12 protein-coding genes and 2 pseudogenes are annotated in these 15,027 nt (G+C 51.3%); 8 read left to right on the forward strand and 6 right to left on the reverse strand.

From position 1 onward, the window contains the following. Positions 1-96: 96 nt before the first annotated feature. Together ACYQ14_RS20200 and aglM are read right to left on the reverse strand one after the other, a co-directional pair. Positions 97-1,593, reverse strand: a complete 1,497-nt coding sequence (locus ACYQ14_RS20200) for an alkaline phosphatase (protein WP_459890855.1) — start codon at positions 1,591-1,593, stop codon at positions 97-99. Positions 1,594-1,789: 196 nt separating this feature from the next. After that, on the reverse strand, positions 1,790-3,076 hold the full coding sequence (gene aglM, locus ACYQ14_RS20205; RefSeq protein WP_459890857.1) for a UDP-glucose 6-dehydrogenase AglM: 1,287 nt from the start codon (positions 3,074-3,076) through the stop codon (positions 1,790-1,792). A 104-nt stretch (positions 3,077-3,180) separates the two neighbouring features. On the opposite strand from aglM, the gene aglF reads away from it, so the two are divergent. The 5 genes and pseudogenes from aglF (at position 3,181) to ACYQ14_RS20230 (ending at position 7,023) form a co-directional block, all read left to right on the forward strand. Continuing rightward, positions 3,181-3,915, forward strand: a complete 735-nt coding sequence (gene aglF / locus ACYQ14_RS20210) for a UTP--glucose-1-phosphate uridylyltransferase AglF (RefSeq protein ID WP_459890859.1) — start codon at positions 3,181-3,183, stop codon at positions 3,913-3,915. A 405-nt stretch (positions 3,916-4,320) separates the two neighbouring features. Continuing rightward, on the forward strand, positions 4,321-5,037 hold the full coding sequence (locus ACYQ14_RS20215; RefSeq protein WP_459890861.1) for a phosphatase PAP2 family protein: 717 nt from the start codon (positions 4,321-4,323) through the stop codon (positions 5,035-5,037). A gap of 305 nt (positions 5,038-5,342) precedes the next feature. Next, positions 5,343-5,888: pseudogene (locus tag ACYQ14_RS20220) on the forward strand (sugar transferase). Between the two features lie 74 nt (positions 5,889-5,962). After that, positions 5,963-6,202: a hypothetical protein gene (locus ACYQ14_RS20225; RefSeq protein WP_459890863.1), complete on the forward strand. Its 240-nt coding sequence runs from the start codon at positions 5,963-5,965 to the stop codon at positions 6,200-6,202. Further along, a complete protein-coding gene (locus ACYQ14_RS20230) occupies positions 6,199-7,023 on the forward strand; it encodes a glycosyltransferase (protein ID WP_459890865.1) in 825 nt (274 codons plus the stop codon). Before ACYQ14_RS20225 ends, ACYQ14_RS20230 begins: the two co-directional genes overlap by 4 nt. A gap of 99 nt (positions 7,024-7,122) precedes the next feature. Here ACYQ14_RS20230 and ACYQ14_RS20235 read toward each other — a convergent pair whose 3' ends face one another. Then, entirely contained in the window at positions 7,123-8,361 is a 1,239-nt protein-coding gene (locus ACYQ14_RS20235; RefSeq protein ID WP_459890867.1) for an O-antigen ligase family protein, read from the reverse strand. A 121-nt stretch (positions 8,362-8,482) separates the two neighbouring features. On the opposite strand from ACYQ14_RS20235, the gene ACYQ14_RS20240 reads away from it, so the two are divergent. The 3 genes from ACYQ14_RS20240 (at position 8,483) to ACYQ14_RS20250 (ending at position 11,956) form a co-directional block, all read left to right on the forward strand. Continuing rightward, positions 8,483-9,991, forward strand: a complete 1,509-nt coding sequence (locus ACYQ14_RS20240; RefSeq protein WP_459890869.1) for an oligosaccharide flippase family protein — start codon at positions 8,483-8,485, stop codon at positions 9,989-9,991. 42 nt (positions 9,992-10,033) lie between these two features. Continuing rightward, positions 10,034-10,918, forward strand: a complete 885-nt coding sequence (locus tag ACYQ14_RS20245; RefSeq protein WP_459890871.1) for a glycosyltransferase family 2 protein — start codon at positions 10,034-10,036, stop codon at positions 10,916-10,918. 108 nt (positions 10,919-11,026) lie between these two features. Beyond that, positions 11,027-11,956 (forward strand): glycosyltransferase family 2 protein, encoded by a 930-nt coding sequence (locus ACYQ14_RS20250; RefSeq protein ID WP_459890873.1) that lies wholly within the window; start codon positions 11,027-11,029, stop codon positions 11,954-11,956. Here ACYQ14_RS20250 and ACYQ14_RS20255 read toward each other — a convergent pair. The 3 genes and pseudogenes from ACYQ14_RS20255 to ACYQ14_RS20265 form a co-directional block, all read right to left on the reverse strand. Beyond that, the gene (locus tag ACYQ14_RS20255) at positions 11,942-13,264 is read right to left on the reverse strand and encodes a sulfatase family protein (protein ID WP_459890875.1); all 1,323 of its coding nucleotides are present in this window, start codon (positions 13,262-13,264) and stop codon (positions 11,942-11,944) included. The genes ACYQ14_RS20250 and ACYQ14_RS20255 overlap by 15 nt on opposite strands. A gap of 300 nt (positions 13,265-13,564) precedes the next feature. Continuing rightward, positions 13,565-14,551, reverse strand: a complete 987-nt coding sequence (locus ACYQ14_RS20260) for an NAD-dependent epimerase/dehydratase family protein (RefSeq protein ID WP_459890877.1) — start codon at positions 14,549-14,551, stop codon at positions 13,565-13,567. An 88-nt stretch (positions 14,552-14,639) separates the two neighbouring features. Then, positions 14,640-14,853: pseudogene (locus tag ACYQ14_RS20265) on the reverse strand (UTP--glucose-1-phosphate uridylyltransferase); the annotation flags it as partial. Between the last annotated feature and the right edge of the window lie 174 nt (positions 14,854-15,027).

Consider the following 15,027-nt stretch of genomic DNA (forward strand, 5'->3'; position numbering starts at 1 on the left):
TAGACGGATTAAACGTACTCCGTGTAAGAATAGATGGGGGAGCGGTATTGCTATCGGTTCAAAAAAGACGAGACAGGGATAAGAAGCCTGTTCCAGCTATTCTTGGTACTCGTAATCGATCTCTTGACCGGGCTCGAACTCGAGGCCGAGTACGTCTGCGATCCCGACTGAAACCTCCGTGTTGTCGAAGTATCGACCGAAGAATTCGGCGTTCGGTCCGTGGGCGTAAGCCGGAACTTCCTCCGCCGTATGCGAGTCGGAAGACCATCCCATTTGCGTGCGAGCATTGAGCACGTCGGTGAGCTGACCGCCAGTGGCGTCCATCAGCTCGCCGTAACTGAGCTCAAGGCCGGTGCGTTTCTCGATGAGTTCGGCGACTTCGTCAGTACCCTGATAGTCGTCCATCGCGTCGTCGAGATACTCGAGACTCGCGCGAATATCGTCGATCGCCTCCCAATCCATGTCGTACGCGTCCGCACCGAGTGACATCCCGCCGGTCTCGTGGTCGGCGACCTGCATTGCAAACGTCTCCGGCGTCGAAGGATCCTCGACGTAGTCCAGAACGGTCCCGAACACCTCGTCGCACTCGAGTTGTTCGTGAGTGATCGCGTTGTCGTGGGCGTGACCCTGGTGATCAACCCGACCGGATTCGATCATCAAGAAGAATCCGTTGTCACACGTCGAAAGCGTCTCGATCGCCACTTCGGTCATATCGACGAGACCCGGCTCGTCCGTGTCTCCGACGTACTCACGGTCGACGTAGTAGCTCATGTGACTCGAGCGGTCGGTTTCGCTGCCGAACAACCCGAGGACTTTTCTCGAGTCGACGCTGTCGAGTTCGTCGTCCGTTTCGACGTACTGGTAGCCTTGCTCTTGAGCGCGGGCGATCAGGTCCTCGCCGTCCCCTCGCTCTTCCGGATCGAAGTGGTGCTTTCCGCCACCCAGTAATACGTCAACAGTCGCGTTCTCGACGTACTGCCGAGCGATCTCTTCGCCCATCCCCCGATCGGGGACGTGGGTGGCGAACGTTGCAGGCGTCGCATGGGTGATCTCAGTGGTCGTCACCAAGCCGGTTGCCATCCCTGCGTCGTGAGCCGCTTCTAAGATCGTACGCACCGGTGTGAAGTGTTCTTCCGTCCCGATTCCACTGATTGCACCGGAGTAGGTCTTCGTCCCCGTCGCCATCGCCGTCCCCGCCGCCGCGGAGTCGGTTATCAGTTGTTCAGGGTCGTCGGGCTGTGTGCTCATCCCTCCAATCTGCTCGGCGCGGTCGACATTGAGAGTCGTACCGTCGGGAGTAATGTTTCGTGGGAAATCCTCCGGATCTTCTTGCCAGGCCTTCAGGTATCGAGCACCGCTGATGTGCGGCTGGGCTGCCCCGTCGGGGATAACAAGGATCGCGTTGTGTGCATCCCCCCGTCGACTCCCCTCACTGCTACCCTCCGCTTCGCTCACGTCGTCTTTCGCCAGCGCAGATCCTCCGACTGCACTCGCGCCCGTGATCGCCCCGACCGCGCCCATGAACGTCCGCCGGTTTGCCGAAACGATCGATCGATCATCCGTTTTATCACTGCTGTCTGGAATGTCGGACATGCGAGTGAACGATTTCATCGAAATACATAGTACTTTTATAATATATGAATATACTGAACGTTTTCGTATGGTGGGTTACAGAGGAATTGGTAGCGGTATGGAGTCAGCGAACAAACGTCGGGCGCGTTGGAGTGGATCTCCGATCTCCTTGCCAGTAATTTTCGCCAGCGGTGAATAGCGGACCTCGAGAAATTGCTCAGTACGTGAGTCCCTCGTAGACGATGCCGTCCCGTCGCTCGACGATCCGCCGACCGTCGACGACGACCGGCGCTTTCATCGCATCGAACTCCTCGTCCAGAGCCGCGAACTCGTCCCAGTCGGTAACGACCGCAACGCCGTCCGCGCCGTCTAACGCCTCGGCCGCCGAGTTCGCGTACTCGACGTCGGGAAACCGCTCGCGCATCGGGTCGACCGCGACGGGATCGTACGCAACGACCTCGGCACCGCGATCCTGCAGTTTTTCAATGACCGGAATCGCTCGAGAGTTTCGAATATCGTCCGTCCGCGGTTTGAACGACAGGCCAAGAACCGCAATGTGGCTCCCCTCGAGAGCCACGTGATGTTCCAACAGCTCGAGCATCCGTTCCGGCTGTCGGTCGTTGATTTCGACGCTCGCCTCGAGGAGCGCCGGGTCGTAGCCCTCCTCGCGTGCGGCCGCGATGATAGCGTTGACGTCCTTTGGGAAACACGAACCGCCCCACCCGACGCCGCTCCGGAGGAACCGCTCGGAGATACGGTCGTCGAGGCCGACCGCTTCCATCACTTCGTAGGCGTCGAGACCAAATTCCTTGCAGATGTTTCCGAGGTCGTTGACCAGGCTGATTTTCGAGGCGAGGAAGGCGTTGTTCGCGTACTTGATCATCGAAGCGGTCGCCGGATCTGTTTCGACGATATGGGCGTCGTGATCCGCAAGCAACGGCTCGTAGATCGCGTGTAATCGTTCCGTCGCCCACTCCGAAGCCGTTCCGTAGACGAGTTTATCCGGCTGCATGAAATCCGAAACGGCGCTTCCTTCCCGGAGAAACTCGGGGTTCATCCCCACCTCGACGTTCTCGTTCCCTCCGGACCCTCGAGTAACTGCGGGCTCGAGCACGGTTTCGATGCTCGTCGGCGTGACCGTACTCTTGATGACGACCAGGTGGCGGTTTTCCTTGTCGGCGAGGGTTTCGCCGGTCGCTTCAGCGGCGGCTTCGAGCGCCGTGAGGTCGATGCTCCCGTCGTCGTTGGAAGGGGTACCGATCGCCAGGAAGGTCACATCCGATTCGACGACGGCATCGTAGGAGGTCGTGGCCTCGAGACGATTACCTGCGTGGCTCTCGAGAAGGTCCTCGAGGCTCGGCTCGTCTATCGGTGCGTGCCCCGCAGAAAGCGCCGCAACTATCTCTTCGTCGATATCGATTGTCGTAACAGTGTGACCGAGTTCTGCGAAACAGGCCGCAATCGTCGTTCCGACGTATCCGCTGCCGATGACGGAGATATGCATTGAATAGGGAGATTAGAGCTACATGCAAGAACGTTGTGATACCGGGAACGAACAGTACCGAAATCAGAACGTTATTGTAACCTGGGAAGAGTCAATTACTATCAATGCAAGCAGTTGTCCTCGCCGCTGGCGAAGGGACGCGGCTCCGCCCGCTAACCGAAGACAAGCCGAAAGGCCTCGTCGAGGTGGACGACGAACCGATTATCACCCACTGTCTCGACCAGTTGGTCGAACTCGGTGCGGACGAATTCGTCGTCGTCGTCGGCTACCTCAAGGAGAAAATTATCGACCACTACGGCGACGAGTACCGCGGCGTACCGATCACGTACGCCCACCAGCGCGAACAACAGGGGCTGGCCCACGCGCTGTTGACCGTCGAAGAGCACATCGACGACGACTTCATGCTGATCCTCGGCGACAATATCTTTCAGGCGAACCTCGAGGACGTCGTTCGTCGCCAGCAAGAAGAGCGCGCAGATGCGGCGTTCCTCGTGGAGGAAGTGCCCTGGGACGAAGCCTCCCGATATGGAGTCTGTGATACCAACCAGTACGGCGAAATTACCGATGTCATCGAAAAGCCCGACGAACCGCCATCGAACCTCGTGATGACCGGATTTTATACGTTCACGCCGGCGATTTTCAACGCCTGCCACCTCGTTCAACCCTCCGACCGCGGCGAGTACGAGATCAGCGAAGCGATCGACCTCCTGATCCAGTCCGGACGGACGATCGACGCGATCGGCCTCGAGGGCTGGCGGATCGACGTCGGCTACCCCGAGGATCGGGACGAAGCGGAAGAACGGCTGCAGGATCCGAAAGCGGTGGCGGCGATGGATTGAGCGGGTTCACGACGGCCGGCCTTGTCTTCAGCGTGAATCAGAAGTTGACACCTCGTTCTCGAAGCCGATAGTGGATGAACAGCCCGAATATCGAAAACAGAGTGAGAGGTTACTCGAGACGGTACGTTTTTGGGATACAACCTGTTGTGATCGGGTGATGGAAATTCACGCGACTGGCGGGATTTATTTCTCTGAAAGGGATGCCGACACGGAGCCAGTGGGGATTCTCAGGGGAAACACCCACGCTGGCAGTTCGAACGATGACAACCTTGTGAGCGACAAAACACCATCTATCGACGACCACGTCTCACAGTATCCGGGACAGCACTACCCGCTGATGGGGTGCTCACACGGCCGTCAAACGGAATCGAAATCATCACAGCGATTAGCTGTCACACAGAGTCCATGAGCCGCGGCGTAGGAGTCACCGAAACGCTCCGCGAGGTGGTTCCAAACTGGGCGCTCGAGGGATTCGTCGGGCTCTCGATGCTCGGCGACCTCATCCTCATCGTACCCATACTAGGGCTGGTGTACCTCGCTGACGTCGGACGGACGCTCAGACAGAACAAGCGAGAGGGGGCGCTCTGCTCGGATCAAACGGTGTCGTTTATCGGAGTCGTTTTCGGAGGACTCGCGCTCGTCGTGCTACTGAAAGGAATATTTACGTTTCCGCGACCGCCCGCGGAGTTGCACGTCATCTCCCCCAGCGAATACGGGTTTCCGAGCGGCCATACGATGTCGGCGACGATATTCTGGGGCGCGATAGCACTGTGGTCGTCAGCCGGAACCCGTCTCTCTCGAGGTGCACTCGCCGGAACGGTCGTCGCACTGGTCGCCCTTTCGCGACTCGTTCTCGGCGTCCACTTCCTCGTCGACGTGTTCGCGTCCGTCGCCTTCGGTGCGATATATCTCTTCGGGATCGTCTGGTTCGCACGAGGACAGCCGTTACGGACGTTCGCAGTCGCAATCGGAATCGCAACACTGGCGCTCGTTGTGACCAACGGCGGTTCTCGAGCCGTTCTGGCATGCGTCGGGAGCGTCGGTGCGGTTATCGGGTGGCAGGTTGTTGAATTACCCCCTGTTCGGGAACGGTTGCTCGATGTGGTCGGAGAGTCTCGGTAATCAAGTACGCCAGCAGTACATTCCTTAATCAGAGATCAGCCTCGTCATTTCCTCAGTCAGAGCGACGGTATCTATCCTACGGCCCCTTCACCCCCGACAAATGGTTGTAATTACTAGGATTTGACTAATACTATTTTATCCAGACCCGTTCTGTAGCACATACGAAATAGTTCGTGGGTGCCGATTAGGATGAACTCAATAAATGACGACACAATAGTGCTCAACTAGCAACATTACATTTCCGACACGAGGAAATTATCCAAGAAGAACAGATATGATGTTATTGTCAAGTACTCTCAAGCTAGTTGAATGGGACAATCTTCGGCGTCGCCTTCGCTGCGGTCGGGGTACTCGTCCTGGCGCCGGTGATGGTCTGCATGGCGGTCGCGATTAAACTCGAGACGCTGGGTCCGGTACTGTACGGCCAGAGGCGCTCGTCGGCACTGATCGGGGTGTTCACCGTCTCAAAGTTCCGGAGCATGTGACGGACGGAGTCCAACGGCACATAGCTAAGCGAGGAGGGTACCGGCGGCGTCGACCCCCGCGTCACCGACGGTGGGAAGGTGCTATGGAAGACACATCTTGACGAGAGCCCACAACTGTTCGCGATCCTGTGCAGCGAGATGAGCGTCATCGGTCCGCGACCGGAACTCCCCGAGATCGACCGCGATATCGCGGCCGATGGCATCGACTGGTCGAAGCGCTGGTTCGTCAAGATGGGACTGACCGGTATCACGCAGGTCAACGAGATTACCGGCTTCGAACCCGACGAGAAACACGCGTACGACCTCGAGTACATCCGACGTCAGTCGCTGTGGCTAGACCTCAAACTCGTTGCTCTGCAGGTGTAGTCGGCCGTCGACGACGTGATCGATCAAACATCGAATCGGTTAAGTGACGAGATAGACGACATGTTGAGTACCAAATGGCGATAGGTCAGCAACCCAATCCACCAATGGATCGGACGATCCTCGTAGCCGGGAGCGCGGGCTTTATCGGAAGTCATATCGATCACAATCAGGCGGGAATTTCGAAAGCGCGGACGATGCTCGGCCACGAGCCAACGCTCACACTCGAAGACGGACTCGAGACACTCACCGAGGCACGATCGGACCATGGAACGCGAACTGATAACGGCCTCAGCCGGAAGCTGATTGGGACATGACAGATGATTCGTTTTCGGTATTGATCGCCGTATACGGCGGTGACGAACCCGAACACGTTCGAGATGCCCTGAAGAGTATCTTCGATCAAACGGTGGTACCGAATGAGGTTCTCGTCGTCGGAGACGGTCCGCTTCCGGATCAGCTTCAAAACGTCCTCTCCGACATGAAATCTGCACATCCGGAGACAATGCGTGTGGTTTCACTCGAGGAAAACGAGGGTCTCGGTGCCGCACTGAAGACGGGTGTCGAGAACTGTTCGAACGATATCGTTGCCAGGATGGACGCCGACGATATCGCGCTACGGGATCGATTTGAGAGGCAGCTCGAGTACTTTCTCGAAAATCCGGACATCGACGTGCTTGGCGGATACGTTGCCGAATTCGATACGGATCCAGACGAAATCGACCGAGTTCGAACCGTCCCGACAGATCCGGATGAAGTCAGAGATCGTGCGTCGACTCGAAACCCGATCAATCACCCGACAGTGATGTTCGACCGCAATGCCGTGGTCACAGCGGGTAACTATCGTCCACTGCGGTCCATGCAGGACTACGAATTATGGGTTCGAATGATTACGCAGGGGTACACGGTCTCGAATCTTCCCGAAGTGCTCGTGAAGTGTCGCGCCGGATCCGACTTTTACAATCGACGTGGCGGACTTTCGTATGCTCGGTTGGAAGTCTACCTCCAGCGCGAATTCTCTCGGATGGGAGCCGTCTCGTTCCCACGCATGCTTCTCAACATCGCTGCTCGAGTACCGCTGCGGATCGCTCCGAAGTCGTTTCGGTCTGCGGTCTATAGGACTTTTTTACGTGAATAATCTATAGGTAGATCATATGTCAAGTGGAACTGGAGTCCTCCTTTCTACAATGTCCTAAATAGATTGCTACGCTCGCTGTTGACAGAGTAGAGAACACTATCAACAACGGTTCTGTGGGCCAAAGCATGCTATTAAGATGATAAATATGAGCAGTGTCCATCCAAGAACGTCGAGATAAACGTCAGCAACCAATGAAAGGGGAACCCATATTGAGGTGGCTGCGGCCGCAATGGGTAGGTCGGGCGAACGCTCGCCAAATGCAGTAAGTCCTGTAAAGGCTGTCGCAATAAAAATCACCAGGCCAATAACACCCATCTCGACAGTAATTCCGACTAGACTGGAATGAGGCCATAGATATGTGGCTGCAAACTCCACTCCAGATGATGACGGACCTATGAGGGAATTAAACGCTCCTATTCCAAGGCCAAGTAATGGATTTGCCTCAGCTTGAAATACATCCCAACCGGCAGCCCAGATATCGGTTCGACCGGTTAATGACGGGTCGAATGAGAATAATTGCGAGGCACGGTAGGATGAAAGCTGTTGGTAAATCAGAAGTCCAGCCGCCAATAGCGAACCAATAAATACGCCTGATGCGGCGAGGGCTTTCGTTGCTTTCTCCTTGCTCGGCATCCTAGCTTCTTCCTGGCTAACAAATCTCCGACCGGCCTCGAAAGCGACAAGGGTTCCAGTCCCAATCACAAATGTTCCTAATGCCTGTCTGACAACCATTGCAGTAACAGCTGCAAACGCGAGAATACCGAACACAAATCCAAGAACGCGAAGTGAACTCCGATGAGATCGAAGGACAAGATAACCTGCCAGTGGAACACAAAAGACAAGCCGTCGTGAAACCACAGCGGCGTTAAAACCAAATATCATTGTTCCACGGTCAACGATACTGGTTGTTGCGAAATCATAGAAGACAATTCCCATAACGACAAAGCTGCCAACGAGGAGCCACGCTATGGCAGTTTCCAGTTGACGTTGGCTATTAATGGTTTCCCAGAGGGCTAATACCAGCACAAACGGGAGTCCCAAGCGAGCAAGGACCACTGCTCCACGACTTACATCCGAAGTCCACAGAAGACTGATCGCTGACCAAATTACGAAAACAGCGAACAGAGAAAGGAAAGCTGTTGGCCACTCAAAACCACCTTTAAGAATGGCATGAAGTAAAACGAGCCCTAAGAGGATGACTGCTAAAACTCTTCCAATGGAAACGGGACCTAAAGTTGGCATAGCTTCTCGCCAAGGAACGACAAACAATGTAAAACAAATAACCAAAAAGAGAATCGATCTTACTTGTGAATCGTCAAGGTCCCGGTGAAAACGCATTTAGTCTATGTTACTACGTCTGCCACATGATGCTTCTGATCTTGTCTAACATAGTTACCAGTCATCATGCAGCAGATCGAATCACAGAACGTTAAGGGAATCACCCCACAACAATTGGATGATGACGAATCAGTCGGCCCAAAGTGGGAAGAAAGAAGATACGGCTAATTCACTTGGGTCAGTTGCCCAAGGAGCTACGTTTTTCGCAATCGGATACGCTTTTGACAATATTTTCAAATACATAACGAATATTCTCCTTAGCCGCTTGTTTGGCACTGCTGGATACGGGATTTTCGTTTACGCTAAGACTTCCCTTCAAATTTCGCTTCTCGTCTCTGATCTTGGGTCAACGAAGTCTCTCATGCGGTATTTGCCAGCGTATGAAGATAACCAAAAGGCCCAAGAGTCAACGTTGACTCTTGCGTTGTTGTCGTCTTCGGTATCAGCGCTGCTTACCGGCCTTCTAGTTATTGTGCTCGCTCCAGCGGTTTCACAGTACACTATCGACGATCCAATATTCATTGATATTTTACGGTTATTTGGAGTTATAATAATTCTTGACACACTCGTTAAGGTGGTGGCTGCGGTGTTTCAGGCGCTTGAACTAGCCCGATTTGATGTTCTGATCCGCAAGGTTGTCCGGCCGGGTGGTGTCTTAGTTGCGGCTACTGTAGGATTTGTCGTTAGTTTGCAGCTTTTTGAGGTCGTTGCTTTGATGCTCGTAATGAGTGGTTTGACACTCGCATTTGCCGTCGGTCTTGCTCTTCGCTATCTCGACCTTAGGCCATCTAAGACGATTACAGATACCGATGTGCGGTCGTACTATAGCTATTCGCTTCCAGTCGCTTTCAAAGACATCGGTTGGTTTTTTTATATGAGGGTCGATCTTCTAATGGTTGGGTTATTCTTCTCTGCAACATCGGTTGGAATGTACAACGCTGCAATTCTATTGGCAGCTATCATTCCACTACCGTTGACTGCCCTTAGCCAACTATATCCACCAGTTGCTTCTCGACTATATAGCAAAGGCAATACCGAAGAACTAGAAATGGTTTACAAAACGGTCTCAAGATGGTCTCTTACTGCATCACTTCCGTTAGCTATAGGTGCGATTATCTATGCAGAAGAATTGCTATGGATGTTTGGTGAAGAGTTCGTCGCTGGAGCAGCAATTTTGGGTATATTAGCTCTCGCGAAGCTCGCTGACGGTGTGACTGGACCCACAGGTTATACCCTCATGATGACCGATCACCAATACCTTCTCTTGTTCAATCAGTGGTCATTCGCTCTTCTCAATGTTGGTTTAAATTATCTATTCATTATGGAATATGGTGTTATTGGTGCGGCTTACGCTAGCGCAATTACAATAGGCTCACTAAACTTTGTGCGAGCAGGTGAAGTGTGGTATCTTGAAGGAATGCATCCATTCAGTCGAGGTTATTTGAGACCTATAACTGCAGCAGTTCCAGCGACAATAGTAATGCTCCTTGGACAGTCCCTTATTCCAGTGCATGCAGTTCTTGTAATGTTCGTAGCTGGTGCTGCCGGATTACTTACTTATGTTGGTGCGCTCTATCTTCTTGGATTTGAGCAAGCAGATCGAGAACTCGCTGAGAAAATTCGAAGTTGATCTTTCGTAAGCCTAATACAATCTGAGAAAGTTCCCTGAAATATGGCTACCGATACCGACCCATATATTTCAGTTATATGTCCTGTATATAATGATCCGGAAGGAGTCGTTGAGACAATTACTTCACTTCGAGACCAGACTTACCCGGAAAAGCGATACGAAATAATTGTCGTTGACAACGGATCTGATGACGAAACTCGTTCGCTTGCCACCAAAGCCTTGACCGATGTCGATAATGGGTTCGTAATTGATGAGACTGATATTCAAAGTTCCTATGCAGCTCGAAATACAGGGATAGAACACTCGAACGGCGAAATCCTTGCATTCATCGATGCAGACATGACTGCTTCGTCCGAGTGGCTTGCTCAACTCCTTACGGCCTTCGATAAAACCAGCGCTGATTATATTGGTTGTGACGTTGAGCTCACTATCCCAGACGGCACAAAAACACTTATTGGTCAATACAACCGGGCCACAGCTTTTCCAATTGAGAGTTATCTTAAGCACCAACATTTTGTACCTACATGTGCTCTCGCGGTCCGGCGAAATGTGTTCGCTGACATCGGACTGTTCAATGATAGGCTACAATCTGGAGGAGATCTTGAATTCGGTCAGCGTGTTGCTGCTGCAGGATATAGCCAAGTATTCGCACCAAATGCAGTACTCTACCATCCTGCCAGAACTACACTTACTGAGTTTGTTTCCAAAGCACTCCGTGTTGGCCGAGGCAAAGAACAAATTTATCGGTCAAATCCCGAAGGACCGATCGCCCGGTTCACAATGTATGCCAAAAACCTCCTCCCACCGAATCCTATCCGTTTTTATAATTATGTATCAAAATCGAACTCAATCCCCACACTGGTATTATTCTACACTATGACATATATATTTGATCTTCTTAAATTTGTAGGCCGATTTAGTGGTTAATTCGAATTTTATCTAATAGTCACCAGCATGAATTACACTCCAGTGAACAAGTAATAGATACTAACAATTGCATAGGGCGTGTTTCTCTCGGACCACTTATTAGCCTGAATGCCATTAGCGGAGAATGAGCGAATGAATATATCTGTTGTTATTCCAACATACAACCGACCGGAACAATTAGAGAAGGCTGTTCAATCTCTTTGTGAACAAACCAGAAAGCCAGAGAACACCATAATAGTAAATGATTGCTCAACAGAATCTTACAAAGAAGTATATTCAACAATAAAAGATATGGATTTGAAGATTCAAATAGTCGAAAATAATGAGTCTAGAGGGGGTTCCGGTGCCCGAAATAGAGGGGTAGACCTTGTCAACAAAGGTATAATAATGTTTTTAGATGATGATGATCGATGGAGGTCAGAGAAAATCAAAAATCAAATCAAAGTGTTTGAAAATAGAGATTCAAATCTCGGGTTGGTTTACTCAGGTCGAGCAGCAGTAAAAGAGGACGGAACTGTCTTATACAATATTAAACCGAAGCACCGAGGGGATCTTTCCGAGGGTATTCTAATGAAAAATTTGATAGGTACAACATCTAGTGTCGCAGTGCCAAAGGAATCATTTGAAGCAGTTGGTGGCTTCAATGAAAACCTGCCTGCTCTCCAAGACTGGGATCTTTGGATTCGCCTTCTCCAACAATATGAAGCAGACTTTTCACCTTCAGTTGATGTCGAATGGACCGTACACGAAGATTCTGAAGGACAAATAGCGGGCCAACCCATGAAATATATGAAAGCCCATGAACAAATCCGTTCCTCATATCCTGATCTATTCAATAGTCTCACTGCAATAAATAAAAGAAAAGCAGAATCATATCGATATAGTTCGATCTCAGACAAATTTTCAAACAATAACTCCAAGTCGAAGTATTATTATGCGACGAGGAGTTTTGTGAAATTTCCGAATGCGTCTGCAGTTTCACATTGCCTTCCACCAAGGATTGTTCGTAAAATGCGAAGAGTACTACCGATATCCTAGTGCCTTTAACCGCTCATTCACAGCTTCCTCATTATCGATATCTGGAACCGAAACGTTCTCAGATGTTTCCTGTATCCTCTCTAATCGATCAGATAGGATAGATTCGAATTCGTCAACTACATCTGGATAATCAGAACTCACATCATTATTTTCACCACCATCTTCATTCAAATCAAATAGTAGTCCTGTTTCTCTTTCACCATCGTACATGTATTTCCATTCACCATTTCTAAACCCAAATTGTAGAGTTTCACCATCCATCATCTCCTTTTCAGATACGATCGGTGTTAGATCAGAAGATTCCTGACTAAATTGGGATATACTTGGCTTTCCCTCAAAGAAGTCTTTTGCATCTGTTGAGATCGTGTCACCAACATAATCTAATATCGATGGTAAAATATCTACAAGCCGAATCTGATTTTTGTTTATTGTATTTTCAATATCGGGACCAGAGATAATACAAGGAACATGAATGAGTTCGTCAAAAGGCAAGTTTCCATGACTATACTCGCTATGTTCTCCGAATTCTTCTCCATGGTCGCTTGTCACCACCACTATTGTATTTTCAAACTCTCCCTTTTCTTTCAGATGATCCAACAATTCACCAATTTTCCTGTCAGTGTATTCAATCTCTTGTTTGTAACCTTCTAACAGCAACTCATGCTCTTCATTGCTAATTTCTTCTGGATTGGATACTGCAGCTTTTCTCCAGAGTTTCTCAGATTTATATTTGTATCTGTAAGATCGGTTCCCATCTTTTATGTAAGGCCCATGGGCATCCATATATTGTAGCCACATAAACCAAGGAGAAGACATCTGATTGATAGAATTTGAGGCATGTTTATTCATTCTCGTTGCCGTAGCATATGGTGTTTTAGTGAGCAGTCGTTCTATTTTGTTGACTACATATAACGCTTTATTTGGTAATTTATTCACTATTAATTCTGAGTTGATAGGAAGAATATCTTCTTTGAAGACATCAAATCCATTATCATAACCTCTAGAACTAGATAGATTTGGGTTCGAATGTATTCCACAAGTTGTATAACCTTGCTGCTGAAATTCAGAAGCTACGGATGGGGTATCTGATTCAATGAATCTGTGTCCAGTATGATCAAGAGGTAGCCTTCCCGAGAGAACTGCTGTCATAGATGGTGAAGTTGCCACCCCCTGTGAAAAACAGTTAGTGAACTCAATTCCATTGTTTGCAAGATCTCTAATATTGGGAATCTCAATATCCTCCCAATTATAAACAGCATCGTACCGAAGCGAGTCAACTACCAAAAATAGCACATTTGGCGACTTCATGATCTCTTCTACTAATAAAGGAATAGCCGATCACTTATAATTCTTGGTTTCAGGATCAACACTCTCTGTGCATCTTGGATTGTCTTTCTATCTGCCTAGCGCGAACAATTCGAGTATTTAGGCAAGAGTAATCTGAGAAAGGGGTATTTTAAACAAGTCTTCCATAGCAGTATTCACAGAGATCATTTCTACATTTGTCCCGGTTAATAGAACCATAGCTAGTAGTCTGAATCACTCGACCATAGCAATATCACGTCTTACGGCTACCCAGTTCTAATATTAATCAATAGTTCGGTCTTTCTACGAGTTCAACACCAACGGTTCGTACCATTCCCGATTCGTCTCGTACCAATCGATGAACTGCGAGACGCCCTCGCGGATCGACATCGTCGGTTCGTACCCGACTAACTCGCTCGCCTTCGAGACGTCCGAGTGGGTGTGCTGGGCGTCGCCCGTCGGCTGCTCGGCGTACTCGAGCCCCAGCTCGGGATCGATCTCGTCACGGATCACTTCGGCGAGCGTGTGGATGTCGATGTTGCCGGTCGAACCGACGTTCAGGATCTCGCCGTCCGCCGCGTCGTCGGTCAGTAGCGTCCGGTTCATCGCGACGATGTCGTCGATATAAGTGAAGTCGCGCGTCTGGGAGCCGTCGCCGTAGATGACCGGCGGCTTCCCGTTCAGACACCGCGAGACGAAGTTCGATATCGCCATGTTCGGGCGCATTCGCGGGCCATACACCGTGAAATAGCGCAGCGAGACCGTCGGTAGGCCGTACACCTCGTGATAGACGCGGGCGTACTGCTCGCCGGCGAGTTTCGAGACTCCGTAGGGGCTGACTGGCGTCGTCGGGTGGTCCTCGTCGTAAGGGAGGTACTCAGGCTTGCCGTACACCGAGGAGGAACTCGCCAGCACCACCCGTTCGATCTCGGTCTCTCGAGCCGCATCCAGAACGTTCAGCGTGCCGTCGACGTTGATCTCGTTGGGTTTCCGGGGATCGTCGACGCTCGTGCGAACGCCGGCCTGGGCCGCCTGGTGGTAGACGACGTCGGCGACATCGACCAGCTCGTCGACGAGCGCCGCGTTCCGAACGTCGCCGTCGACGAACTCGTAGGAGCCGTCGTCTTCCACGCCGGCTTCTCGAGCGATCTCGACGTTTCGTTGCTTGATCCCGGTGTCGTAGTAGGGATCCAGATTGTCCAGGACGGTTACGTCATGGCCGTTGTGGGCGAAGGACTCCGCGAGGTTGCCACCGATGAATCCGGCACCACCGGTTACGAGAATGTGCATACCAGAAAACTATCTGTCGACATCAAAAACGTATCGAAGCGGTGATTCCTCCCGACGTCACGTCTGAAACGCCAAACAAAAACCAATTTTAGTCCGCGCTGGCCGACAGTTCCGGGTCCTGGAGTCGCTCTCCAGCCTCGTCCCAGTCGTCGGGGTAGCCGACGTCGACCCGCCAGCCGTCGAATCTGTTCGCGTCGGTCGTGCGGCCAGCTGGATCAGCAGGTCGATCGTGTCGCTGACCTCGTACTCGCCGCGGTTCAAGGGCTGGACGAGGTGACAGGCGCGTGGAAGATCACAGGCGTGTCACAACCGGATAGCTTTCGACGGTCGGTATCATCGCTGAGACAGCGGGGCCAACAGCGAGCAGGTACTTGAGACGGATGCTAAACCTGACCAGGAGAAGCCCAGGCAAACAGGAACGCTGGGTTAAGAGAGTATGTCCACAGAAACAATGCGACCAATGCAACGAGTAGAAG

It is taken from the genome of Halostagnicola bangensis (assembly GCF_054653435.1).

Coding starts and splice junctions, on each gene's coding strand:
- ACYQ14_RS20260 (WP_459890877.1), bottom strand. CDS start 14,551: ATGCACATTCTCGTAACCGGTGGTGCCGGATTCATCGGTGGCAACCTC.
- ACYQ14_RS20230 (WP_459890865.1), top strand. CDS start 6,199: ATGACAGATGATTCGTTTTCGGTATTGATCGCCGTATACGGCGGTGAC.
- ACYQ14_RS20240 (WP_459890869.1), top strand. CDS start 8,483: ATGACGAATCAGTCGGCCCAAAGTGGGAAGAAAGAAGATACGGCTAAT.
- ACYQ14_RS20215 (WP_459890861.1), top strand. CDS start 4,321: ATGAGCCGCGGCGTAGGAGTCACCGAAACGCTCCGCGAGGTGGTTCCA.
- aglM (WP_459890857.1), bottom strand. CDS start 3,076: ATGCATATCTCCGTCATCGGCAGCGGATACGTCGGAACGACGATTGCG.
- ACYQ14_RS20225 (WP_459890863.1), top strand. CDS start 5,963: ATGGCGATAGGTCAGCAACCCAATCCACCAATGGATCGGACGATCCTC.
- ACYQ14_RS20250 (WP_459890873.1), top strand. CDS start 11,027: ATGCCATTAGCGGAGAATGAGCGAATGAATATATCTGTTGTTATTCCA.
- aglF (WP_459890859.1), top strand. CDS start 3,181: ATGCAAGCAGTTGTCCTCGCCGCTGGCGAAGGGACGCGGCTCCGCCCG.
- ACYQ14_RS20235 (WP_459890867.1), bottom strand. CDS start 8,361: ATGCGTTTTCACCGGGACCTTGACGATTCACAAGTAAGATCGATTCTC.
- ACYQ14_RS20245 (WP_459890871.1), top strand. CDS start 10,034: ATGGCTACCGATACCGACCCATATATTTCAGTTATATGTCCTGTATAT.
- ACYQ14_RS20255 (WP_459890875.1), bottom strand. CDS start 13,264: ATGAAGTCGCCAAATGTGCTATTTTTGGTAGTTGACTCGCTTCGGTAC.
- ACYQ14_RS20200 (WP_459890855.1), bottom strand. CDS start 1,593: ATGTCCGACATTCCAGACAGCAGTGATAAAACGGATGATCGATCGATC.